Origin of the sequence: Nocardia sp. NPDC051787, assembly GCF_040681325.1 — a bacterium.
In the GTDB taxonomy this organism is placed as follows: Bacteria; Actinomycetota; Actinomycetes; order Mycobacteriales; family Mycobacteriaceae; genus Nocardia.
The window spans coordinates 75214-97588 of sequence record NZ_JBFAYO010000009.1; the positions used below are offsets into that span (position 1 = coordinate 75214).

The following is a 22375-nucleotide window of genomic DNA, read 5'->3' on the forward strand; positions in this document are numbered from 1 at the left end:
TGGCCGGGACACCTGCTAGCCTTCCCGACGCTTCGTTATCGACCTGTGTTCGGTGTCATTGCACAGCCTGAGTGCCTGTGCGTTGGAAAAGGATAAGGCGATGATCGACGAAACCTTCGACGACTATCTGGACGATCAGGGCAATATCAAAATCAGGGGGGACAAGACCCTGATCGACTTCGTCGACAAGCACTGCGCGGAGAACGGCGACGACCTCGCCTACCGCTACATCGACTACTCCCGCGAACGCGACGGTGAATACCTCGAACTCACCTGGCGCCAGTTCGGTGTGCGACTTCGCGCCGTGGCGGCCCGGTTGCAGCAGGTGACGCGGCCTGGTGACCGGGTGGCGATTCTCGCTCCGCAAGGGCTGGACTACGTCGTTTCGCTTTTCGCCGCGGTGTACGCGGGCAATATCGCGGTCCCGCTGTTCGATCCGGAGGAGCAGGGCCACACCGATCGGCTGCACGCGGTACTCGGCGACTGCACGCCCGCCGCGATCCTCACCGTTGGTTCCGCGGCGGGCGGTGTGCGGAAATTCTTTCGTCATCTACCGGCGCCGGAGCGTCCGCGCATCATCGCGGTGGAGGCGATCCCGGACGGGGTCGGCGCGTCCTGGGTGCGGCCGGATGTCAACATCGACAGCGTCGCCTACCTGCAGTACACCTCGGGGTCGACCCGGACGCCCGCGGGCGTGGAGATCACCCACCGGGCGGTGGGCACGAACCTGTTGCAGATGATCGACGCCATCGGCGTGACCGAGCATTCGCGCGGGGTCACCTGGTTGCCGCTGTTCCACGACATGGGCCTGCTGTGCGTGATCCTGCCGACCGTCGGTGGCGGGTTCATCACGATCATGTCGCCGAGCGCGTTCGTGCGCCGCCCCTATCGCTGGATCAAGGAACTGGCCGCCGCTTCCGATGGCGCCGGAACTTTCGCCGCCGCACCCAATTTCGCGTTCGAGCACGCGGCGGCGCGCGGCAAGCCGAAGCCGGGCGAGGAATTGGACCTGTCCAATGTGATCGGGTTGATCAACGGCAGCGAGCCCGTCTCGGCGTCATCGATGAAGAAGTTCAACGAGGCGTTCGCGCCGTACGGACTGCCGGAGACGGCGATCAAACCGTGCTACGGCATGGCCGAGGCGACGCTGTTCGTGTCGGCGACCAAGGCCGAGGACAAGGCGAAGGTGGTCTACGTCGACCGCGCCGAGCTGAGCGCCGGGCGGATGGTCGAAGTGGCGCCGGATGCCGACAACGCCATCGCCCAGGTGTCCTGCGGTTATGTCGCGCTGTCGCAGTGGGCGGTGATCGTCGATCCGGAGCACGGCACCGAGCGCGGTGACGGTGAGGTCGGCGAGATCTGGTTGCACGGCGAGAACATGGGCATCGGATACTGGAGCCGTCCCGAGGAGACCGAGTCCGTCTTCCGCGCCAAGCTGGCGGCGCGGCTGCCGGAGGGCAGTCATGCGGAGGGAACGCCGCAGGACGCCAACTGGATGCGCACCGGCGATTTCGGCGCCTATCTCGACGGCGAGCTGTATATCACCGGCCGGGTCAAGGATCTGGTCATCGTGGACGGACGTAACCACTACCCGCAGGATCTGGAGTTCTCCGCCCAGGAATCGAGCCAGGCGTTGCGTCCCGGCTTCGTGGCGGCGTTCTCGGTTCCGGCCAACGAACTGCCCGCGCTGGTCTTCGAGCAGGACAGTCACTCCGGACTGACGTTCGACGCCGAGGACACCTCCGAGCAGCTGGTGATCGTCGCCGAACGCAATACCGGCGCCGGCAAACTGGAACCCGAGCCGGTCGCCGACACCGTGCGTGCCGCGATCGCGCGGCGTCACGGCGTCACGGTGCGCGATGTGCTGCTGGTGCCCGCGGGTTCGATTCCGCGGACGTCCAGCGGCAAGATCGCCCGGCGGGCCTGCCGGGCCGCCTATCTGGAGGGCACGCTGCGTGGCGGCCATCAGCAACAGTCGTTCCCGGACGCGCCGCGGGAGTGGGAGTCCGAATCCGTGGTCGTCGTATAAAGGCGGGCTGGCGGGCGTCCGTCCGTGGTCTGAGCCGGGCCGAGGCGGCCGCAGTAAAGCGCGGCCGGACGGAGTCCGTCGTCAGCTTGGGCGGGGCCGCTCTGACGACTGAGGCAGCCGGAGAATGGGCGCAGTTGGGCGGAGTCGTCATCAGCTCGCGCCGCGCCGAGCGAGAGCTGAGGCAGCCAGAGGATGGCCGCAGTTGGGCGGAGTCGTCATCAGCTTGCGCCGCGCCGAGCGAGAGCTGACGCAGCTGCAGAAACGGCGCTGACGAGCGGAGTCGTCATCAGCTCGCGCCGGGCCGAGCGGAGGCGCTAGATCCGGAGTTCGGTGTGGTACTCGAATTCCCGGACGTCGGCGCCCACGATCTGGGCGGAGAGGTCGCTCGAGTGACCTGTGCCGCGGAAGTGCTCCATCGCGGCGCGGGTCGCCCAGCGCTCGTAGACGTTGACTCGGTCGGGCTCGATCAGATCCGCGCCGAGATCGAAGTCCAGGCATCCTTCGGTGGCGCGGGCCAGCCGCACCACCTCGCGGCAGTTGTCGAGGTAGCGGTCGCGATCGGTGACGCGCAGGTATCCGGCGACGATCAGCACGCTACCGAGTCTAGGTCCCCGCGCCTTGACCTCGAGGTAACTCGAGGTAGTTGGCTCGGTGCATGAGTCACGATCCCCCCGCGACCACGTCGTCCGGCGCGGATGCGCGGCCGCAGGCAGGGGAACGGCCGGAAAATCGGTTGGTCGACGAACGCTCCGATGCGACCCTGAAATGTCGGACCTCGATGCGAACATCACCGAGGGGCCCGTTCCACGCCGCCAGTCACATACCTCGAGGGGGAGTTTTGTCTGTCGCACTGGACATTTCATCGGCCGAACTGGAGGCCGACAGACGGGAGCGGTCCGCAGTCGCGGGCCGTGGGCATTCGCTGCGGCGGTTCTGGCCGTACCTGCGTCCGCATGTCGGGATGCTGCTCGCCGCGAGCGGTCTCGCGACGCTCGCGAGCCTGACTGCCATCGTGATTCCGCTGATGATCGCGCGAATCATCGACGGCCCGGTGGCACATCGCGATCTCGCGGGCGCCATCGGTCCGGTGGCCTTCGTCTTGGTGCTCGGGCTGGTGGAGGCGGGCGGCGTGTGGGGACGCCGCTGGCTGATCGCCGCGCCGGCCACGCGCTTCGAAATCACCTTGCGCGCCAAACTCTTCCGCAAGTTGCAGGCGCTGTCGATCGGCAGGCACGACGCATGGGAGTCGGGTCAGCTGTTGTCGCGCGCGGTGGATGACCTGTCCACCATGCGGCGTTTCGTGTCCTTCGCGGGGCCGTTCCTGCTGATCCACACCGTGATCATCCCGATAGGGCTCGTCGCGCTGGTCGCGCTGAGCTGGCAGATCGGCCTGATCTTCGCGATCGTGTCGATGCCGTTGGTGGTCATCTGCCTTCGCTTCGAGCGCCGGTACTCGGTGGCCTCGCGGCGTTCCCAGGATCAGGCCGGTGACCTGGCCACCACGGCCGAGGAATCCGCGCAGGGGGTGCGGGTGCTGAAGGCGTTCGGCCGCGGTGTCTTCTTCGGCCGCCGGTTCACCGCGCAGGCGCGTGAGCTGCGGCAGACCGAGATGCTGAAAGTGCGATTGGACGCGACGCTGTGGTCGGGCATGGTGAGCCTGCCGAAGCTGGCCATCGCGTTCGCGCTCGGCTACGGCGGCTACGCGGTGGCGCACGGCACGATGACGCTCGGCACCCTGGTCGCGGGTATCACGCTGGCGACTTTCCTGCAGTGGCCGATCATCTGGACCGGCTTCCTGCTCGCCGAACTGAACGACGCCCGCACCGCCGCCGACCGGTATTGGGAGATCATCGACACTCCTATCGATATCACCGACCCGGCCGGGCCGGTGGATTTGCCGGAGCGCGTCGTAGGCGAATTGCGTTTGACGGGCGTATGTTTCGTCTTCCCTGACGCTGAAAAGGCAGTGCTGGAGGATGTTTCGCTGAAGGTGCGTCCCGGTGAGACGGTGGCGCTGGTCGGCGTGACAGGCAGCGGTAAGACGGCACTGCTCAACCTCATCCCGCGCCTGTACGACGTGACCAGTGGCGCGATCACCATCGACGGCATCGACATCGCGACGATGCGGGTCGCCGACCTGCGCTCGCTGGTGTCGGTGGCGTTCGAGGACCCGGTGCTGTTCTCGGCGAGCGTGCGGGAGAACGTCGCGCTGGGCGATCCGTCCGCCACCGACGCCGATGTGCGCCGCGCACTGGAGGTGGCGCAAGCAACCGAATTCGTGGACAACCTGCCGTGGGGCTTGGACACCAGGATCGGCGAACAAGGCCTGAGTCTGTCCGGCGGCCAGCGTCAGCGGCTCGCGCTGGCCCGCGCGGTGCTCGCCGGCGCGGGCGCCGGAAAGCGCAGCCGGATTATGGTGCTCGACGACCCGCTGTCCGCGCTGGACGTGGAGACCGAGGAGCGGGTGCAGGCGCGGTTGCGCACCGTGCTGGCCGACGCGACGACGCTGCTGGTCGCGCACCGTCCGTCCACGGCGGCGCTGGCCGATCGGGTGGCGGTACTCGCCGATGGCCGGATCGTCGCCGAGGGCACTCACGACCAGCTGCTGCGAACCAGCAAGAGGTACCGAGAACTGATGGGAGGTGAGTAGCAATGAGTATCGAGACGATCGTTTCGAAAGACGAAGCAGCGCAGAATGATTCGGGCCGCAAGGACGAGGCGGCCGATTGGCGCGGTATCGCGAGCGAGGACAAGGAGGTCACCCGGACCGGAAACCTGGTGCTGGCCGGTCGGTCCCGGCAGCTGCTGGTCGACCTGGTCCGGCCCTATCGCAAGCTGGCCGCGCTCGCGCTGGTGCTCATCGTGGTGGACAACATCGCCATGGTGTCGGCGCCGTTGTTCGTCGCGCACGGATTGGATACCGGCATCGCGCGCGGCGTCGCCGGCGATTGGGCGCCGCTCGCCTGGTCCGTGGCCGGATACCTCGGGTCGGTGCTGGTCGGCGTGCTCACCACCTTCTCCTTCCTGCGGGTGTCCGGCAGGCTCAGCCAGAGCGTGCTGTTCGACCTACGGGTGCGCTCGTTCACGCATATGCAGCGCCTCAGCGTCGCCTTCCATGAGAAGTACACCTCGGGCAAGGTGGTCGCCCGGCTCACCGGCGATATCGAGACTCTGCAAGATCTGCTGGAGAGCGCGCTCAACCAGGCGCTGAGCGCGATTCTGTCGGTGCTGACCATCGCGGCGTTGCTGATCTACCTGGACCAGGTCCTCGCCGCGATCGTGCTGGCCGGTTTCGTCCCGCTGGTGCTGGTCACCCGATGGGCGCAGCGCAGGCAGCGGGCGGGCTACCGCCGCACCCGCGGCGCGATCGCGAAGGTGGTGGTGCAGTTCGTCGAGTCGATGGGCGGCATGCGAGCGGTGCAGGCGTTTCGCCGCGAGCAGCGCAACGAGTCGGTGCTCGCGATCGAGGACGCCGAATTCCGCGAGGCGACCACCGCGGCCATGCGCGGCATGGGCGACTACGCCGGACTGACCAAACTGCTCGGCAACCTGACCACGGTGATCATCATCGTGGTCGGCGCGTGGCGGGTGATCGAGGGCGACCTCGCGGTCGGTGTGCTCGCGGCCTACCTGCTGTATCTCAACGAGTTCTACGGTCCACTGGACGAACTCGCCCAGGTGTTCAACGCCTACCAGTCCGCCGCGGCGGCGCTGGAGAAGATCTCGGGCGTGCTGGAGGAGGAACCCTCGGTGCCGGAGCCCGCGAAGCCGGTGGCGCTGGAAAAGGCTTCGGGCGCGGTGCGGATGGATCAGGTGTGGTTCGGGTACGGCGCGGGGTCCAGCGCGGATTCGCGACCGGTGCTGCCCGAGTTCACCCTGGACATCCCGGCCGGGCAGGTGATCGCGCTGGTGGGCGCGACCGGTGCGGGCAAGTCGACGCTGGCCAAGCTGCTGACGCGGTTCTACGACCCGTCCGGCGGCACGGTCACCCTGGACCGTGTCGACCTGCGCGACCTGTCCGACGCCGATCTGCGGCGCCACGTGGTGATGGTCACCCAGGAGTCCTACCTGTTCTCCGGTTCGGTGGCCGACAACATCCGGCTCGGCAGACCCGAGGCCACCGACGCGGAGGTGTTCGCCGCGGCGCGGTCGGTCGGTCTGTACGACTTCGTGCGGGAGCTACCCGAGGGCTTCGCCGCCGACGTGCGCAAACGCGGCGGCAGGCTCTCGGCGGGGCAGCGGCAGCTGGTCGCGTTCGCGCGGGTGTTCCTGGCCGATCCCGCCGTGATCGTGCTGGACGAGGCCACCTCGAGCCTGGACATCCCCAGCGAGCGGCTGGTGCAGCGGGCGCTGGAGACCGTGCTGCGCGGGCGCACCGCGGTGATCATCGCGCACCGCCTGTCCACGGTGGCGATCGCGGATCGGGTGCTGGTCCTCGAATCGGGCCGGATCGTCGAGGATGGCGCGCCGGACGCCCTGATCGCGGGTACCGGCCGGTTCGCCGGCCTGCACGCGGCGTGGCGGGAGTCGCTGGTGTGATGCTAGGTATGCGGGTGCGGGCTGAATGTCGCTTACGGTAGATACGTGACAACCCAAGCCTCCGACCCCGAGAGCCCCGCCGAGAGCCCGCCGGAATCCCGGTGGCCGGCGATCCTCACCTGGCGTGCGCACGACGCGTCGCGGATGGAGTCAGTGCGGGTGACGCTCAACGGCAACCGCATCCGCGCCGCCGGGCGCATGATCGGCGGCGCGTGCGCGGAACATCCCGCGTTCAGCGCGTCATATGACCTGGTCACCGACGAGAACGGTGCGACGAAGCGGCTCTCGCTGCGTACCACGACGGCCGCTGGCGAGCGGCACGCCTCGATCGCCCGCGACGAGGAGAACTACTGGCTCATCGACGCGGGTGGCAACCACGTCCGCTCCACCTTCGCCGGCGCGCTCGACGTGGACGTGGTGCTCAGCCCGTTCTTCAACACCCTGCCGATTCGCCGCTACGACCTCCAGCACGCGGTCGAGGACGTACAGGTCCCGGTGGTCTACGTCCGTCTGCCCGATCTGCTCGTCCAGGAGGCCACGCTGATCTACAGCAGCGCAGCCGACGGCATCAGCGTGCTCTCCCCGGTGTCCAGCGCGACCGTCACGGTCGACGCCGACGGCTTCTTGCTGGACTACCCGGGCCTGGCCGAGCGCATCTGACCACGCCGTTCAGCCGAGTCGGGTGAGACGCCGCGGCGCTGCATGGCCACACGCGAGTTCTCCGGCCGTTGTACCCGTCCTGACGAGGTCCACCGCACCATTCAGCCGCGTGAGCACGCCGCGGCGTTTCCGGCCGAACACGTGCCCTCCAGCCATTTGTGTTCGCCTGGCTGGGTAAGCGCATGTGACCGCGCCTTTTCAGCCGAGTCGGGAAAGGACGCCGCCGCGCTTACCAGCCGCCCGCAAGTCCTCCAGCCAGTTGGGGGCACCGGGTCGGACATCGGTGATCTCCCAGCGCCGCGCCGATTCGTAGCGTTGTCGCGCGTCGTGCCCCGCTTCGACCAAGCCCGCGAGTGATTGCTCCGCGCGCAGGCTGTCGCGCGCCGAGCCGAGTACTCGGAGCGTTTCGTCCAGAACTTCCAGCAGCGCGGTGGAATTCGGTTCACAGATCGCGCGCACCAGATCGGGCGCGGTGCCGGCGACCCGCGTTCCATCGCGGAACGATCCGGCCGCAAGGCCCAGCGCGAGCTCGCCGCCCGCGGCGCCAGCCGTAGCCAACGCCTCGGCGAGTACATGCGGAAGATGAGAGATGCGCGCCACAGCGCGATCGTGCTCCGCGGCCACGACCGGCACCACCACCGCGCCGCAATCCAGGGCGAGCCGCACCACGCGGCTCCACGGTTCTGCGTGCGTTCCCTCGTCCACGCCGACCGCCCACACCGCGTCGCGGAAGAGTCCCGGATCGGTGGCTGCCCATCCGGATTCGGCGGTGCCCGCCATCGGATGACCGCCGACGTACCGGTCGCCCAGACCGTGCGCGTGCACGGCCGCCGCGACCGGCGCCTTCACGCTCACCACGTCGGTGAGCGCGCAGCCCGGCGCGAAGGTGGCGATCGCGGAGAGCATGTGCTCCACGGCGGGCATGGGCACCGCGACCACGATCAGCGCATCCGTTTCCGCGGCGCGTTGCAGCGTGGTGGTCAGGTCTTCGGTGACATCGAATCCGTCGGCGCGCGCAGCCTGCGCACCAGCCGCGGAGCGGTTGTATCCCCACCCGTCATAGCCCGCGGCGGCAGCCGCGCGTAGCAACGACCCACCGATCAGGCCCGTCCCGAGGACGCATACGGGTGCTTTCTTCGCCGAAGTCACCGGAACAGATTGGCATACGACTTCAACATTTCAGCTCGAGCAGACTACCGTTGCGGCCATGGCAGCACAGCGCTCGGGCACGAACAGGGCGGCGTCGGAAGATTACGACGACGTGGAAGGGTTCGCAGTGGCGGTTGTCCGCGAAGAAGGCAAATGGCGATGCAGCCCGCTGAGCCGGGACGCGCTCACCGATTTGTCCGCCGCGGAAAACGAACTCAAGGCTTTGCGCAGCTCCGGGGCGGTATTCGGCCTGCTCGACATCGACGACGAGTTCTTCATCGTGCTACGGCCCGCGCCGAGCGGCACCCGGATGCTGGTGTCGGACGCGACGGCCGCGATCGATTACGACATCGCCGCCGACGTTCTGGAGGCGTTGAACGTCGACATCCCCGATATCGACCCGGATGAGCTCGACGACGTCGAGCCGTGGGAAGAGGGCGACCTCGGCGTGCTCGCCGATCTCGGCCTGCCCGAACCGGTGCTGAGTGTCATCCTCGCCGAGACCGACCTCTACCCGGACGAGCAACTCGGCATGATCGCCCAGCGGCTCGGCTTCGCCGACGAACTCTCCGCGGTGCTGGACAAGCTGCCGCGCTGACGTGGGAGTTCTGCCGGACGACCCGTTTCCCTCGGACACCGACATGGTGCGCGTCGCCCTCGACGCCGCGGCGACCGCAGGGGAGCGTGACGTACCTGTCGGCGCGGTCGTCTTCGATTCCTCTGGAAGGGAACTCGCCCGCGCGGCGAATGCCAGGGAAGCGCTCGGTGACCCGACCGCGCATGCGGAGATCCTGGCGCTGCGCCGCGCGGCCGCAGTCCACGGCGACGGGTGGCGGCTGGAGGGTGCCACCCTCGCTGTCACGCTGGAACCGTGCACCATGTGCGCGGGCGCGCTGGTGCTCGCCCGGGTCGGCCGGTTGGTCTTCGGCGCGTGGGAGCCGAAGACCGGCGCCGTCGGCTCGCTGTGGGACGTGGTCCGGGACCGTCGGCTCAATCATCGACCGGAGGTGCGCGGGGGCGTGCTCGAAGCCGAGTGCGCTGCGTTGCTCGACGAGTTCTTCCGCGCCCAGCGCTGAGTACGGTGTCATCGCAGGTCACCTGGCGATTTAGCGATCCGGCGACGGTCCGGTATGGTTGTCGGCGGTGGCGTGTCCGAGCGGCCTAAGGAGCACGCCTCGAAAGCGTGTGAGGGGTAACCCCCCTCCGAGGGTTCAAATCCCTCCGCCACCGCCACAGCCCCTCATCTGTTCGCACAGGTGAGGGGCTTTTTGCTCCGCTGGACAACCAGCCGAAGGAGGCCACGCGGTGACCGAACCCGACCATCACTACTGGATGCGGCGGGCCATCGAGTTCGCGCGCCTGTGCCCGGTGGTCGAGGGCGCGTTCTCGGTGGGCGCGGTGATCGTCGCCGACGGCACCGAGATCTCGGCCGGATACTCCCGCGAGACCGACCCGAAGGAGCACGCCGAGGAGGCCGCGCTGAACAAGCTCGACGCAGCCGACCCCCGATTGGCGCGGGCCACGCTCTACAGCACGCTGGAACCGTGCTCGGAGCGCGCGACCAAGACCCGTCTGCCGTGTACGGACCGGATACTGCGGGCCGGTATCCCGGTGGTGGTGATCGCGTGGCGGGAACCGTCGACGTTCGTCGCGAATTGCGTCGGTGTGGAAAAGCTCCAGCAGGCAGGCGTCACGGTGGTCGAGCTGCCCGAGCTGGCGGAGGCGGCGATGTCGATGAACCGGCACCTCGACCTGTCCTAGCGGCTCATTGGTCGTAGTCCCAGTACTGCAGCCATTTCACCGACGCGAACAGCAGCAGCGTCAGCGCGTAGAGCCCGACGATCACCGCGGCACCGGCGGCGCTGACCCGCAGGCCCGCGCCGTCGATCGGATCGAGCCAGCGCCGGAAGCGCGCCGCGACCGCCGGTGACAGGAAATAGCTCATCAGCCCGACGCTGACGATCTGGCTCAGCCACATCGCCAGCCACGGCTGTGCTCCGATCCGGTCCAGCACCGGGCCCAGGAATCTGGACAGCGTCATCACCGTCGGGTACAGCACCAGCAGCACCAACATGGCGGTCTTCCACGTCGGCGTCATCCGGGTCTTGCCGTGGACCGTCCGCACCGTTGACCCGAACGGCGTGGTTTGTGCGTCCACGGTGAAGTCCTCGGTCAGTTTCGAGCGCAACTCCGGCAAGGCGGCGGCGCGTTCTGCCGAGCGCATCCAGTCCGACAGTTGGCCTCCCGTCCGGAACCGGAGGACCGAGAACCAGCGTCCGCTTTCGCCGGACGGGAAGAGAGCGGCACCCTCGAATCCCGGAAACTCGGAACTCACCGCGACAAGTCGCGCTTCGGTCGCCGCGAATTCGGCTTCTTTGCCACGGGCGACACTGTGCCGAAATATGCCGATCCCTGGCGGCGATTCTCCTTCGACGATGATCAGGTCCGAGCTCTTGCGGCGAAATCCGAGCGACTCGCCCTCACTCAGGGAGCGTGCTCGCTCGGCGGAGTCCAGAAAGTGGTGCAGCAATTGCTCGGATCGAAATGTGACGCTGAAACCCGGCTCCAGCCACGGGTCTTCGGTCACCGCACTGGCGGCATCCACGAATCCCTCAGCAGTTCGCGCGCTTTCGGTCATCCGTGCCAGCCAAGCTCGGAAACCCGCGTCGTCGGCGGGATGGTGGAAGAGAGTGACGGCGGTCGCGGCAGCGTTCATCGCCAGCTTCTAGTGGAGGTCGATGCGGCGACCCCGCACGTAAACCTCGGCGATCGCCGGCGCGCGGAGACCCATCAACAGTGCGAATAACGTCTGATCCCGTGCCAATACGGGGTCTTCGGAACGAATCCCATGTGCAAGCGTGCTTTCCAGCGACGGAATCCGAGCGGGATCGACGACGACGAAATCGGCTTCTTTGCCGAGGTCGAAATTTCCGAACCGGCTTTCCATGTCCAGGGCCCGTGCGCCCGCCAGCGTGCCGGTGAAGAGCATTTCCGCCGGGTGCATCGACACCCCGTCTTCACCCGGTTCGGAGATGTGCACCTTGAAAGCGGCCGACAATACCTGCGGGATCAGCCATTCGTCGCCGCCGCCGAAATCCGTGCCCGCGGCCACCGTGACGCCCGCGGCGATCGTCCGCTGCCACGGCATCGTGCCGGAGCCGAGGAACTGCTGAGACACCGGGCAGTGCGCGATCGACGTGCCGGTCTCGGCCATCCGCCGCAGTTCCACGTCCTGGCAGTGCACACAGTGGGCGAGGATGCTGCGCCTGCCGAGCAGGCTCGTGCCGCCCTCGGCCGATCCCGGCAGGAACTTCCCGTCGTAGGTGTCCAGGTAGGTGGCCACCTCGTACGCCTGCTTGGTGCTGTCGACCTCCCCGGTTCCCGGACGGTTGTTCTCGTTGAGATGGCTGTGGAAATAGACACCACGGTCGCGGACCGAATCGTACAGTTCACCAAGGTTTTTCAAGGTCTCGCGCGTGACCGCCAGCGAGAAACGCGGGACGATCGCCACATGCAGCAACGCCGTCCCGACATCGCCGGTATCGGCCGCGTGCCATGTGTCGATTTCTTCGCTCGTCAGCCGGATGGCGTCGTCCTCGGTGGTGATCAGCGGCGCCGCTGACGGCTCCCCTGTCGTTTGGATACCGCGACCGCTGACCATTCGCAGACCGCGCCGCTGGGTCTCGGCGAACAGTGCGTCTTGCGCATGGGGAAAGGCCGAGCCGAAGACCATCGCCGCCGTGGTGCCCGCCGCGACGCGCCGTTCGCAGAATTCCACGGCCGCCAATTGCGCGAATTGCGGTTCGGCGTAACGAGATTCCGCGGGATAGATGCACCGTTCGAGCCACTCCAGCAGCTGACCGCCACCGTACGCGTCGCCCGCGAAGGTTTGCGGAAAATGAACGTGGGTGTCGACGAACCCCGGAAGAAGAAAACCCGGGCGGTGATCGAACACTTTTTCGCCGCGGTAATCGGCCGGAATATCGGCTCTGCTTCCGCAGTATGCGATGCGCCCGCCGTCGTCGATTACCAGCGCCCCGTCCGGCACGGCGACCAGGGCGTCGGCCACTTCGCCGGTAACGGGACCACCGGCGATGTGAAAAATGTGCCCCAAGTGGACTTGGCTCACTCTTCGAGGAGAACACAAATCAACTCGGCGCGGCAGGGGATCGGACGAAATGGAGTCAGACGCCGCGGGAGAACAACGTCACCGGCGGAGGCATGCGATAGCCGACGAGCTTGATGAATCGTGCGCTCAGGGGGCGTTGCTTCCCTTCCAGGGGACCGGCTCCGACGGTGTTCATCATCCGGTTGATCACATTGAAGCAGGTTCCCACCCAGACGGCCTCCTCGAACGCCTCCTGGGAAACACCCGCCAGCCGCACCAGCGCGGCGTCCTCGGCGGTCAGCCCGTCCGGATCACGGGCCATTTTCGCGAGGAAACCGAGCATGACGCGCGCTTCGGGGCGCAGCGGGGAGTCGGCGCCATCGGCCAAGGCGCGAGTCACTACGTCGGCATCGACGTACGCGCCCGCGATGGCCTCGTGCGAGGTCGCGCAGAACGGGCACTCGTTGGCCTGGGAGGTGTGCGTCGCGAAGATTTCGCGTTCGGCGACGGTCCAGTACGACGGTCCGCGCATCGCGTCCTGGATCAGATCCGACAGCGGCGAACCGAAGAATCGATGCCGGTAGAACAGCACCTTCAGCACCGCGGGCACCTCGACCCCGCTGAACCGCCGCATGGTCCACAGCACGAACTTGGTCGGCCGGTCATGCCCGGATTGCACTGCTTCGAGCCACATTTCAGCGACCCTCCCAGGCCAGGCGCGCCGCGCGGTAGCGGCGGTCGGCCGCCCCGTAGGCGGCGACCGCGGCCACCTCGAAGATCTCGTCGTCGCTGTGCCCGGCCGCCTTCAGCGCCGCCATGTCCCGCTCGGTGACCCGGTAGGACCGGTTCGCCACCAGTTCGGCGAAAGCGGCCAGTTCGGGCGCCGCGCCCTCGCCCGGCGCCCCACCCGCGGCTGCGGCCCGCAGGACCCGCCGGACCTCGCTGGACAGCCGCCCCGGCGCGGACTCGAGATGTTCACCGAACCGCCGCCACTTCTCACCCATCGAGCCTCGCATGGCCTCATTCTGGCCGACCGTCGCCGTGTTCGCCCGGCTTTGCAGGCGCGCAAGGCAACTCGCTACCGGTGCTCGTCCTTGCGCAGGACCACCGTGCGGCGGTCGAGGTCGAGGCCGACCAGCGGCGGCGCGCCCTGGTCCTGCTCGCCACGCAGCATGGACACCGACTCGCGGTGGTCGAGCTCCAAGCGCTTGGTGCCGTAGAACAGCGCGGTGAACTCATCGGTAAACGTGCCGGAGATGGGGGTTCGACAGCGGCGCCTGCGTCGTTTGTGCACGGTCAGCTCGTAGACCGCGACGAGCACGAGGAGGATCACCCAGCCGGGAATCGACCACTGGAGCACCGATGCCATACCCACCGAAGCTACCAGCGGGCCTGCGAGGTTGCCCGGCGCCGACGGCTCGAGAAATGTCCTTCCCGGGACGGATATTCAGTGCGATCGGGGGTATACGCCCGATACGGAAGTGCGGGAAGGGCGGGACGCGAATGCGCCGTCGAACAGTCCGCGCGGGAATGATGCGCGAGAGAACCATGAGAATCGGAAGTGTCATCGTCTTGATCTGGTTGCTGATCGGCGTGATCGCCGCGGCACAACGCAACTATTTCGACACCGGTCCGGTGAACTGCGCCGGTTTCGGCACCATCGTCGTCACGGTCATCGCGGGACCGCTCAACTACATGGGCGTGAACCCGAAGGTCGCGGATTGCGATGTGCCGCAACCGAGCCCCTAGCTCAACCGGGTGAAGGTGGCGAACGATGGCCGGGTGGGTACTCCACCCGGCCATCAGAAGTCGTGTCATCCATCTGTGCCGAGGTGTCCCAAGCTGGGCGCGAGCCGAGTGACTGAAAGGTTGCGGACTATTCGGTAATGCCTCTCGGCCAGTAGCCCGGAAGGGTAGCTGTCGAAAGTTCCGGGTATCCCGCTCGCGGGGAGCACGGAAGGAACCGATGAGATGCGCGACCAGGAACCTCGCACGCCGGCCAGGCGCGGAACAGGCTCCCGAGTTCTCGGATTCCTGCTGCTGATCTGGCTGGCCATCGGGTTGCTCGCGGCCGCTCAGCGGCACAATCTCGACAGCGGGCCCCCGATCGACTGTGCCGGATGGGGCACGATCGCCCTGACGGCGGTGGCCGGACCGCTCAATTACGTAGGCGTCAATCCCAAGGTCGGCGCCTGTGAAATTCCGGAGCCCAGCCGGTAATCGTCCACGGTTTGCTTGAGGCGGATCGGCGTCGCCGACGCCGGTCGCCATGGGTGCCAACCCTTGGACTCGGACCGGGAAACGAACTCGGCCCCGCCCCCCGAGGTCCGGGGTGCGGGGCCGAGTGAACAGCTGCCGGATCAGCTGACGCCGACCGGCACCTTCGCCGTCTCGGCCGAACGCCGCTGCAGCTCACGCAGCTTCGAGCCTTCGACGTCGATGTCGGGCAGGATCCGGTCGAGCCACTTCGGCATCCACCACGACCACTTGCCCATCAGCACCAGCAGCGACGGGATCAGCACCATGCGGACGATGAACGCGTCCAGCAGCACGCCCGCCGCCAGCGCGAAGCCGAACGACTTCGCCGTCACGTCGCTTTCCATCAGGAACGAACCGAACACCGAGATCATGATGATCGCCGCCGAGGTCACCACGCGCGCGCCGTGGTGGTAGCCGGAGACCACCGCGTCCTTGGCGGACTTGCCGTGTACGAACTCCTCGCGCATCCGGGTCACCAGGAAGACCTGGTAGTCCATTGCGAGGCCGAACACGAGGCCGATCAGCATGATCGGCAGGAAGCTGACCAGCGGATGCGGGTCCTCGATCAGGCCGAGCTTGCCTTCCTGGAAGATCAGCACGGTCGCGCCGAAGGTCGCGCCCATCGACAGCAGGAACCCGAGCGCCGCGGTGAGCGGCACCAGGATCGACCGGAACACCAGGATCAGCAGGACGAACGCCGCGCCGGCCACGATCGCCAGGTAGGGCACGATCTTGCTGAGCAGCACGTGGTCCACGTCGGCGTAGATCGCCGTGGTGCCGGTGATGCCGTACTCGATGCCGTACTCGGCGTTCAGCTGGCCTTCGGCCTCTCTGGCGTCGCGCACCAGGTCCTTGGTGGCCTGGTTGTTGGGTCCGGACTTCGGCACGCCGTCCAGCAGTACGCCCTCCTGGTCCTGGCTCCACTGCGGCTCGGTCACGTAGTCCATGTCGGGGTAGGACGCCAGCTTGTCGCGCAGCGCCTTGACCGCCGCCTCGCGATTCTCGGCGGGCACGCCGCTCAGGTCGGCGGCCACGTTCAGCACGCCGTTGCTGCCCTCGCCGAAGCCTTCGGTGCGCAGCTCGTAGGCCTTCCGGATGGTGGAGGTCTTCGGCATGCTGTCGTCGCCGGGCAGGCCGAGGTTGAGGCCGGCCGCGGGGGCGGCGAGCGCGCCGAGCACCGCGACGCTCAGGATCAGCGCGGCCCAGGGCGCCCGGCCGATCAGCCGGCCGAAGCGCATGCCGTTGGTGACCGAGGTGTCGTCCTCGGGGTCGTGCTGGGCCACCACGGGCAGCTTCGGCTTGAACAGGAAGCGGCCGAACGCGCCGAGCAGCGCAGGCATCAGCGTGATCGCGGTGAGCACCGCGAAAGCGGCGGCGATCGCGCCACCCAGGCCCATGAAGGTCATGAACTCGACACCGACGATGCCTAGGCCCGCCAGAGCGATGATGACCGTCAGACCGGCGAACACCACCGCGGAACCGGCTGTGCCGAGCGCGGTGCCGGCGGCCTCCTCCGGCGAATCCTGCACCGCCAGCTCGTGCTTGTACCTGGACACGATGAACAGCGCGTAGTCGATGGACAGCGCGATGCCGATCATCGAGGCGAGGAAGGTGGTGAAGCTGGGGACCTCGATCACCGAGGTGCCGAGCATGATCAGCGAGGTGGCCGCGCCGAGGCCGATGATCGCGGTGACGATCGGCACGAACGCGGCGACGATGGCGCCGAACGCCACGATCATCACGACCAGCGCGACGGCCATGCCGATCAGCTCGGACTTGCCGCTGGGGCCTTCCTGCTTCTGGGCGATCGAGCCGCTCATCTCGACCGTGAGTCCGGCATTGCGGGCATCGGCGCCGACGTCGTACGCGGCTGCGCGATGCTCGTCGGTGACGTCGGTGAACTTCTTGATCGTGAACGGGACGTTGATCACCGCCACGGTCTCCGGCGCGGACTTGCTGAGCACGTTCAGCGGTGCGCCGCTGCATTGCGCCGGGTCGGGGCTGGCCAGGCAGCCCATCTTCTCGGCCGCTTCGACCGGATTGGTGATCGGCTTGTCGTGGTCGACGATGTCGAGCTGGCCGAGCTTGGCGATGAACGCTTCCAGCGCCGCACGGTTCGCCGGGTCCGTCAGCTTCTGCCCCTCGGGGGCGGCGAGGACGTAGGTGCCGGTGACCGCGTCGAACTTGAACGCGTCGGATGCGCCGGGGAAGTGCTTGTCGAGGATGTCATTGGCACGGGCGGACGGCAGGTCCGGCATGCTGAAGTCGTTCGTCATCGGCTTGCTGAGCTGGGCGCCCAGGCCGCCGAGGAGCACGAACAAGACGAGCCAGACGGGAAGGACTATCCATTTCCGGCGGAAAGCGAACTTTCCCCATCTATACAGATAAACGGACACGAGGGGTTTCTCCTAGCGATGACTGGGATCGTGCTGGATCTGCGTGTGTAGACAGCACTCGCGGGGCGCCCTGCATGTCCCCACCTCCACTGACGCTTTCTGCCTACCGTGCGGTAGGTAGACTACCTACGAAGTAAGTGGAGGTACAACCTCTATTTTGCGGGTGGCGTTCGCCCGGCGCGCGAGTGATGAGAGGATCGTCGAATGGTTGTCCGAGACACACCCGGCGCTGTTTCCCCAGGTGGAGGCACTAAAGCCGCGATTCGCGACGCCGCGGTGAAGCTCTTCGGGGCCAAAGGATTCGAGCAGACGAGCCTGCGCGAGGTCGCGGATGCGGTAGGAATCACAAAGGCGTCGCTCTACTATCACTACGCCTCGAAGCTAGATCTGCTATTGGCGATCATCGATCCGATCGTCGATCACATGCGGTCGGTCGTCGACGAACTCGACCACGTGCAGCACGACGCGGAGGGCATCCGCCAGGTACTGCGGACCTATCTGCGCGGTCTGATTCATCATAGGGACGCCGGTGCGCTGGTCGTGCGCGACACGGTGGCGATCATCAACGCCATGGCCGATCGCTATCCGGACTTGATGGACGCCAGTCAGGTGCTGCGCACTTGGCTGGCCGGGCCGAACGCCACCGAGGAGGCGCAGCTGCGCGCCAGCGCGGCACTCGAGGTGATCGGCGTGGCGCTGATCTCCAAGGAACTGGTGCCGGGCGCGGACGACTCACTGGTCGAGTCATCGCTGCTGGACGCGGCGACCTGTGTGCTCGGTGTGGGCGGCGCCGCGTAGATTCGAGCTACCCACCGCCGGACGCCAGGAGTCACCGCTGTGCACATCACCGCGAAGGTCGATTACGCGGTGCGGACGCTGCTCGAGATCGCCAGTGCGCCGCCGCTGAATCAGTCCGTGGCCGGGCACGGCACACCCCTGGTGCAGGCCGCTCCGGTGGTCAAGGCCGAGGCCATCGCCACCGCCCAGCGGATCCCGCCCAAGGTGCTCGAGTCCGTGCTCGGCGAGCTGCGCCGCGCCGATCTGGTGATCAGCAGACGCGGTCCGGACGGCGGCTACTGGCTGGCCAGGCCGGCGTCCGAGATCTCCATCGCCGACGTGATCCGCGCGATCGAGGGCCCGCTCGCGTCGGTGCGCGGGGCGCGGCCGGAGGACGTGCGCTACTCCGGCTCGGCCGAGGCGTTGCAACGGGTGTGGATCGCGCTGCGGGTCAATATCCGTGCGGTGCTGGAGAACGTGACCATCGACGACATCGTGCGCGACCGGCTGCCCGGATTCATCGAGGCACTTACCGAGGACCCGGGCGCCTGGGCGCGAAGATAATGCCGGACGGAAGGGCATTCATGCTGGTCAGAAATCCCCACGACGCCTCGCGCCGATTGCCGGTAGCCTGCGGTTCATCATGCTGATCAGACTGCTCCGCACGTATCTGCACCCCTACCGCGCCCAGCTGGCGGGGGTCGTTGCGCTGCAGCTGATTTCCGTCATCGCGATGCTGTACCTGCCGAGCCTGAACGCGGACCTGATCGACAACGGCGTCACCAAGGGCGATCTCGGCTACATCTGGACCACCGGTTTGTGGATGCTCGCCGTGACCGGCGTGCAGATCGTCGCCTCGGCCGCTTCGGTCTATCTCGGCGCGCAGGCGGCGATGGGCGCGGGCCGGGATCTGCGCGGTGCGGTGCTGCACCGCGTCGGCACGTTCTCCGCCCGCGAAGTGGGGATGTTCGGCGCGCCCTCGCTGATCACCCGCAACACCAATGATATTCAGCAGGTCCAGCTGCTCATCGTGATGTCGGCGACCATCCTGGTGATGGCGCCGATCATGTGCGTCGGCGGCATCGTCATGGCGTTGCGCGAGGATCTCGGCCTGTCCTGGCTGCTGCTGATCGCGGTGCCCGCCTTGGGTCTGGCCATGGCCGTGCTTATCTCCAAGATGGTGCCCGGCTTCCGCGACATGCAGGCCAGGATCGACGAGGTGAATCGGGTGCTGCGCGAGCAGATCACCGGTATCCGCGTGGTCCGGGCGTTCGTGCGGGAGCGGCAGGAGACCTGGCGATTCGGCCTGGCCAACACCGAACTGACCGACACCGCGCTGCGCGTCGGCCGACTGATGGCGCTGATGTTCCCGACGGTGATGCTGATCAGCAATGTCACCGCCGTCGCGGTGATCTGGTTCGGCGGACGCGCGATCGACGCCGGGCACATGCAGATCGGCTCGCTCACCGCGTTGCTGTCCTACATCATGCAGATCCTGATGGCCGTGATGATGGCCTCGTTCCTGGCCATGATGGCGCCGCGCGCCGCGGTGTCCGCCGACCGGATCGGCGAGGTGCTGGACACCGAGTCCTCGGTCCATCCGCCGCGATTTCCGCAGCCGTTCACCGACGACCCGGCCGTGGTGGACTTCCAGTTCGCCGAGTTCGCCTTCCCTGGCGCGGAGAAGCCGGTGCTGAAAGCCATTCGGTTCCAGGTGCGGCCGGGCACCACCACCGCGATCGTCGGCTCGACCGGCGCGGGCAAGACCACATTGGTCAACCTCGTTCCCCGGCTGATGGATGTCACCGACGGCGCGGTCTACGTGGGCGGCACCGATGTCCGCCACATCGATTTGGAGCTCTTGCGCTCGCAGATCGGGCTCGTGCCACAGAAGGCGTACCTGTTCTCGGGAACCATCGCGAGCAATCTGCGCTATGGCAATCCGGACGCTACCGACGAGGAACTATGGCGCGCCCTGGAGATCGCTCAGGCCGCCGATTTCGTCCGGGAGATGCCGGAAGGGCTGCAGGCACCGGTCGCGCAAGGCGGGACGACGGTCTCCGGTGGCCAGCGTCAGCGGCTCGCCATCGCGCGAGCGCTGGTGAAGAAGCCGAGGGTGTACCTGTTCGACGACTCGTTCTCCGCGCTCGACGTCGCCACCGACGCCAGGCTGCGGGAGGCGCTGAAACCGGAGACCGCCGATGCCTCGGTGCTCATCGTGGCCCAGCGCATCGCCACCATCCGGGACGCCGATCAAATCGTGGTGCTCGAGGACGGCGCGATGGCGGGCATCGGCACGCATGAGCAGCTGATGCGGGACTGCTCGGAGTACCGAGAGATCGTCGAATCGCAGCTGAGTGCCGAGGAGGCGCGATGAGACCAGGAATGCCTACCCCGGGTGCGCCGGACGCCAAAGCGAGATCATTTGGGCCGTCTCTGAAACGTCTGCTGCGCAGGCTGGCCCCGGAGCGGGTCTACGTCGGGCTGATCGTGGCGCTCGTCGTCGCCTCGGTGGTGTTGAACACCCTCGGTCCCTACATTCTCGGCAGGGCGACCAACCTGGTCTTCGACGGCGTGGTCGGCAAGCAGCTTCCGCCGGGCGTCACCAAGGATCAGGCGATAGAAGCGTTGCGGGCCAAGGGCGACGACACTTTCGCCGACATGCTCAGCGCCATGGACGTGGTGCCCGGCGTTGGTGTGGATTTCGACGCGGTCGCCCGGGTTCTCGGGTTGGTGCTGGTGCTCTACCTCGGCGCCGCGGTCTTCGGCTGGCTGCAGGGGCATCTGCTCAACATCGTGATCAACCGGACGGTGAAGCGGCTGCGCAGCGACGTCGAGGACAAGATCCACCGGCTTCCGTTGCGCTACTTCGACTCCGCGCCGCGCGGCGACGTGCTCAGCCGGGTGACCAACGACGTGGACAACGTGTCGCAGAGCCTGCAGCAGACCATGAGCCAGCTGTTGATCTCGGTGTTCTCGGTGCTGGGCATCCTGGCCATGATGTTCTGGATCTCCTGGCTGCTCGCGGTGATCGCGCTGCTCACCGTGCCCGCGGCCATCGTGGTCACCGCGCAGATCGCGAAACGCTCCAAGCCGCACTTCGTCGACCAGTGGAAATACACCGGCCTGGTGAATGCCCAGGTCGAGGAGGCCTACACCGGGCACGAGGTGGTCACCGCGTTCGGGCGTAACCGCGAGGTCGGCAAGGAGTTCGACAAGCGCAACGAGGAGCTCTACCAAGCCAGCTTCAAGGCGCAGTTCATCTCCGGGCTGATCATGCCCGCCATCATGTTCCTCGGAAACGTGAACTTCGTGCTGGTCGCGCTGGTCGGCGGCCTCAAGGTGGCGACAGGCAGCCTCTCGCTCGGCGAAGTGCAGGCGTTCATCCAATACTCCCGGCAGTTCAGCCAGCCGCTCACCCAGCTCGGCGCGATGGCCAATCTGCTGCAATCCGGCGTCGCCTCGGCAGAGCGGATCTTCGAGATCCTCGACGCCGAGGAGCAGACCCCGGACCCGGTGATGGACACTGCCCGTCCGGTCGATCGCGGCCGGGTGGAGTTCGAGGCTGTCTCGTTCCGCTACGAACCGGAGAAGCCGGTGATCGAGCGGCTCTCGCTGGTGGCCGAGCCAGGGCACGTGGTCGCGATCGTCGGCCCCACCGGCGCGGGCAAGACCACGCTGGTGAACCTGCTCATGCGGTTCTACGAACTGGACGCGGGCACCATCACCGTCGACGGGGTCGACATCACCCAGATCACCCGCGACCACCTCCGCTCGCGCATTGGCATGGTGCTGCAGGACACCTGGCTGTTCCGCGGCACCATCCGGGAGAACATCGCCTACGGCAACCCGAACGCCGGCGAGGAAGACATCCTCGCCGCGGCGCGCGCCGCCTACGTGGACCGCTTCGTGCACGCGCTGCCCGACGGCTACGACACGGTCATCGACGAAGAGGGATCCGGCGTCAGCGCGGGCGAGAAACAGCTGATCACCATCGCACGCGCGTTCCTGGCCAAACCGTCCATCCTCATCCTGGACGAGGCCACCAGCTCGGTGGACACCCGCACCGAGCTGCTGGTGCAGCACGCGACCGCCGCACTGCGCCGGGACCGCACCAGCTTCGTCATCGCCCACCGCCTGTCCACCATCCGCGACGCCGACCTGATCGTCGTCATGGAATCGGGCCGGATCGTGGAACACGGCACGCACGAACGCCTCCTCGAGGAGCGCGGTGCGTACTACCGCCTCTACAACGCCCAGTTCGCCGCGGCTGTGTAGTTTGGCAGCGCCTGCGGCGCTGCGAACAGGCAATGCTCGGTCTCGCTTCGCGCGAAAACCGGGGTGGGCCATGTGGGTCGGATTGGTAGGTAGCCGCGGCACCGGGGTGTTCGCGGTGCTGTGGTGGCTTTGCAGAGGCTTGCGGTGCTACGCGCGCGCCCTGTTGGTGGCCTGATGTGG

The 22375-nt window shown here is 67.3% G+C and carries 21 protein-coding genes and 1 tRNA gene; 14 read left to right on the forward strand and 8 right to left on the reverse strand.

What is annotated here, in order from left to right:
• The first annotated feature begins 103 nt into the window (after positions 1-103).
• Positions 104-2029: a long-chain-fatty-acid--AMP ligase FadD32 gene (gene fadD32 / locus AB0M45_RS12085; RefSeq protein ID WP_364326792.1), complete on the forward strand. Its 1926-nt coding sequence runs from the start codon at positions 104-106 to the stop codon at positions 2027-2029.
• 314 nt (positions 2030-2343) lie between these two features.
• Here the strand turns inward: fadD32 and AB0M45_RS12090 are convergent, their stop codons facing one another.
• A complete protein-coding gene (locus tag AB0M45_RS12090) occupies positions 2344-2622 on the reverse strand; it encodes an antibiotic biosynthesis monooxygenase family protein (RefSeq protein WP_364326416.1) in 279 nt (92 codons plus the stop codon).
• Between the two features lie 245 nt (positions 2623-2867).
• Between AB0M45_RS12090 and AB0M45_RS12095 the strand changes: the two genes are divergently transcribed.
• From AB0M45_RS12095 to AB0M45_RS12105, 3 genes are read left to right on the forward strand one after another with little or no spacing between them, the layout of a single operon-like run.
• Entirely contained in the window at positions 2868-4679 is a 1812-nt protein-coding gene (locus tag AB0M45_RS12095) for an ABC transporter ATP-binding protein (protein ID WP_364326418.1), read from the forward strand.
• 2 nt (positions 4680-4681) lie between these two features.
• On the forward strand, positions 4682-6568 hold the full coding sequence (locus tag AB0M45_RS12100) for an ABC transporter ATP-binding protein (protein ID WP_364326421.1): 1887 nt from the start codon (positions 4682-4684) through the stop codon (positions 6566-6568).
• Between the two features lie 45 nt (positions 6569-6613).
• Entirely contained in the window at positions 6614-7228 is a 615-nt protein-coding gene (locus AB0M45_RS12105) for a putative glycolipid-binding domain-containing protein (protein ID WP_364326424.1), read from the forward strand.
• A 198-nt stretch (positions 7229-7426) separates the two neighbouring features.
• Here the strand turns inward: AB0M45_RS12105 and AB0M45_RS12110 are convergent, their stop codons facing one another.
• Positions 7427-8377 (reverse strand): prephenate dehydrogenase, encoded by a 951-nt coding sequence (locus AB0M45_RS12110; protein ID WP_364326427.1) that lies wholly within the window; start codon positions 8375-8377, stop codon positions 7427-7429.
• Positions 8378-8435: 58 nt separating this feature from the next.
• Between AB0M45_RS12110 and AB0M45_RS12115 the strand changes: the two genes are divergently transcribed.
• From AB0M45_RS12115 to AB0M45_RS12130, 4 genes are all read left to right on the forward strand, one after another.
• Positions 8436-8975: a tRNA adenosine deaminase-associated protein gene (locus AB0M45_RS12115; RefSeq protein ID WP_364326430.1), complete on the forward strand. Its 540-nt coding sequence runs from the start codon at positions 8436-8438 to the stop codon at positions 8973-8975.
• Between the two features lie 43 nt (positions 8976-9018).
• Positions 9019-9453, forward strand: a complete 435-nt coding sequence (locus AB0M45_RS12120) for a nucleoside deaminase (RefSeq protein ID WP_364326795.1) — start codon at positions 9019-9021, stop codon at positions 9451-9453.
• 66 nt (positions 9454-9519) lie between these two features.
• Positions 9520-9610: transfer RNA gene (locus AB0M45_RS12125), tRNA-Ser, on the forward strand.
• A 72-nt stretch (positions 9611-9682) separates the two neighbouring features.
• Positions 9683-10138, forward strand: a complete 456-nt coding sequence (locus AB0M45_RS12130) for a deaminase (RefSeq protein ID WP_364326433.1) — start codon at positions 9683-9685, stop codon at positions 10136-10138.
• A gap of 4 nt (positions 10139-10142) precedes the next feature.
• On the opposite strand, the gene AB0M45_RS12135 is transcribed toward AB0M45_RS12130, so the two are convergent.
• From AB0M45_RS12135 to AB0M45_RS12155, 5 genes are all read right to left on the reverse strand, one after another.
• Positions 10143-11093, reverse strand: a complete 951-nt coding sequence (locus tag AB0M45_RS12135) for an antibiotic biosynthesis monooxygenase (protein WP_364326436.1) — start codon at positions 11091-11093, stop codon at positions 10143-10145.
• 9 nt (positions 11094-11102) lie between these two features.
• Positions 11103-12506: an amidohydrolase family protein gene (locus AB0M45_RS12140; protein ID WP_364326439.1), complete on the reverse strand. Its 1404-nt coding sequence runs from the start codon at positions 12504-12506 to the stop codon at positions 11103-11105.
• Positions 12507-12561: 55 nt separating this feature from the next.
• Positions 12562-13179: a hypothetical protein gene (locus AB0M45_RS12145; RefSeq protein ID WP_364326442.1), complete on the reverse strand. Its 618-nt coding sequence runs from the start codon at positions 13177-13179 to the stop codon at positions 12562-12564.
• Between the two features lies 1 nt (position 13180).
• Positions 13181-13501 (reverse strand): hypothetical protein, encoded by a 321-nt coding sequence (locus AB0M45_RS12150; RefSeq protein WP_364326445.1) that lies wholly within the window; start codon positions 13499-13501, stop codon positions 13181-13183.
• A gap of 62 nt (positions 13502-13563) precedes the next feature.
• On the reverse strand, positions 13564-13854 hold the full coding sequence (locus AB0M45_RS12155) for a DUF6191 domain-containing protein (RefSeq protein ID WP_364326448.1): 291 nt from the start codon (positions 13852-13854) through the stop codon (positions 13564-13566).
• Between the two features lie 179 nt (positions 13855-14033).
• On the opposite strand from AB0M45_RS12155, the gene AB0M45_RS12160 reads away from it, so the two are divergent.
• Both AB0M45_RS12160 and AB0M45_RS12165 read left to right on the forward strand, forming a co-directional pair.
• A complete protein-coding gene (locus tag AB0M45_RS12160; RefSeq protein WP_364326451.1) occupies positions 14034-14234 on the forward strand; it encodes a hypothetical protein in 201 nt (66 codons plus the stop codon).
• Positions 14235-14456: 222 nt separating this feature from the next.
• Positions 14457-14705, forward strand: coding sequence for a hypothetical protein (locus AB0M45_RS12165; RefSeq protein WP_364326454.1), 249 nt, complete (start codon positions 14457-14459; stop codon positions 14703-14705).
• Between the two features lie 140 nt (positions 14706-14845).
• On the opposite strand, the gene AB0M45_RS12170 is transcribed toward AB0M45_RS12165, so the two are convergent.
• Entirely contained in the window at positions 14846-17140 is a 2295-nt protein-coding gene (locus AB0M45_RS12170) for an MMPL family transporter (protein WP_364326457.1), read from the reverse strand.
• Positions 17141-17344: 204 nt separating this feature from the next.
• On the opposite strand from AB0M45_RS12170, the gene AB0M45_RS12175 reads away from it, so the two are divergent.
• The 4 genes from AB0M45_RS12175 (at position 17345) to AB0M45_RS12190 (ending at position 22195) form a co-directional block, all read left to right on the forward strand.
• Entirely contained in the window at positions 17345-17938 is a 594-nt protein-coding gene (locus tag AB0M45_RS12175; protein WP_364326460.1) for a TetR/AcrR family transcriptional regulator, read from the forward strand.
• A 39-nt stretch (positions 17939-17977) separates the two neighbouring features.
• Positions 17978-18481 (forward strand): Rrf2 family transcriptional regulator, encoded by a 504-nt coding sequence (locus tag AB0M45_RS12180; protein WP_364326463.1) that lies wholly within the window; start codon positions 17978-17980, stop codon positions 18479-18481.
• Between the two features lie 79 nt (positions 18482-18560).
• On the forward strand, positions 18561-20294 hold the full coding sequence (locus AB0M45_RS12185; RefSeq protein ID WP_364326466.1) for an ABC transporter ATP-binding protein: 1734 nt from the start codon (positions 18561-18563) through the stop codon (positions 20292-20294).
• Positions 20291-22195 (forward strand): ABC transporter ATP-binding protein, encoded by a 1905-nt coding sequence (locus AB0M45_RS12190; protein WP_364326469.1) that lies wholly within the window; start codon positions 20291-20293, stop codon positions 22193-22195. The genes AB0M45_RS12185 and AB0M45_RS12190 overlap by 4 nt, the downstream gene beginning before the upstream one ends.
• Positions 22196-22375: the final 180 nt, after the last annotated feature.

What these genes read in the sequence shown, in the direction of transcription:
- AB0M45_RS12150 (WP_364326445.1), bottom strand. Translation starts at nt 13,501, where the DNA reads ATGCGAGGCTCGATGGGTGAGAAGTGGCGGCGGTTCGGTGAACATCTC.
- AB0M45_RS12135 (WP_364326436.1), bottom strand. Translation starts at nt 11,093, where the DNA reads ATGAACGCTGCCGCGACCGCCGTCACTCTCTTCCACCATCCCGCCGAC.
- AB0M45_RS12185 (WP_364326466.1), top strand. Translation starts at nt 18,561, where the DNA reads ATGCTGATCAGACTGCTCCGCACGTATCTGCACCCCTACCGCGCCCAG.
- AB0M45_RS12190 (WP_364326469.1), top strand. Translation starts at nt 20,291, where the DNA reads ATGAGACCAGGAATGCCTACCCCGGGTGCGCCGGACGCCAAAGCGAGA.
- AB0M45_RS12160 (WP_364326451.1), top strand. Translation starts at nt 14,034, where the DNA reads ATGAGAATCGGAAGTGTCATCGTCTTGATCTGGTTGCTGATCGGCGTG.
- AB0M45_RS12165 (WP_364326454.1), top strand. Translation starts at nt 14,457, where the DNA reads ATGCGCGACCAGGAACCTCGCACGCCGGCCAGGCGCGGAACAGGCTCC.
- AB0M45_RS12145 (WP_364326442.1), bottom strand. Translation starts at nt 13,179, where the DNA reads ATGTGGCTCGAAGCAGTGCAATCCGGGCATGACCGGCCGACCAAGTTC.
- AB0M45_RS12120 (WP_364326795.1), top strand. Translation starts at nt 9,019, where the DNA reads ATGGTGCGCGTCGCCCTCGACGCCGCGGCGACCGCAGGGGAGCGTGAC.
- AB0M45_RS12100 (WP_364326421.1), top strand. Translation starts at nt 4,682, where the DNA reads ATGAGTATCGAGACGATCGTTTCGAAAGACGAAGCAGCGCAGAATGAT.
- AB0M45_RS12115 (WP_364326430.1), top strand. Translation starts at nt 8,436, where the DNA reads ATGGCAGCACAGCGCTCGGGCACGAACAGGGCGGCGTCGGAAGATTAC.
- AB0M45_RS12155 (WP_364326448.1), bottom strand. Translation starts at nt 13,854, where the DNA reads ATGGCATCGGTGCTCCAGTGGTCGATTCCCGGCTGGGTGATCCTCCTC.
- AB0M45_RS12175 (WP_364326460.1), top strand. Translation starts at nt 17,345, where the DNA reads ATGGTTGTCCGAGACACACCCGGCGCTGTTTCCCCAGGTGGAGGCACT.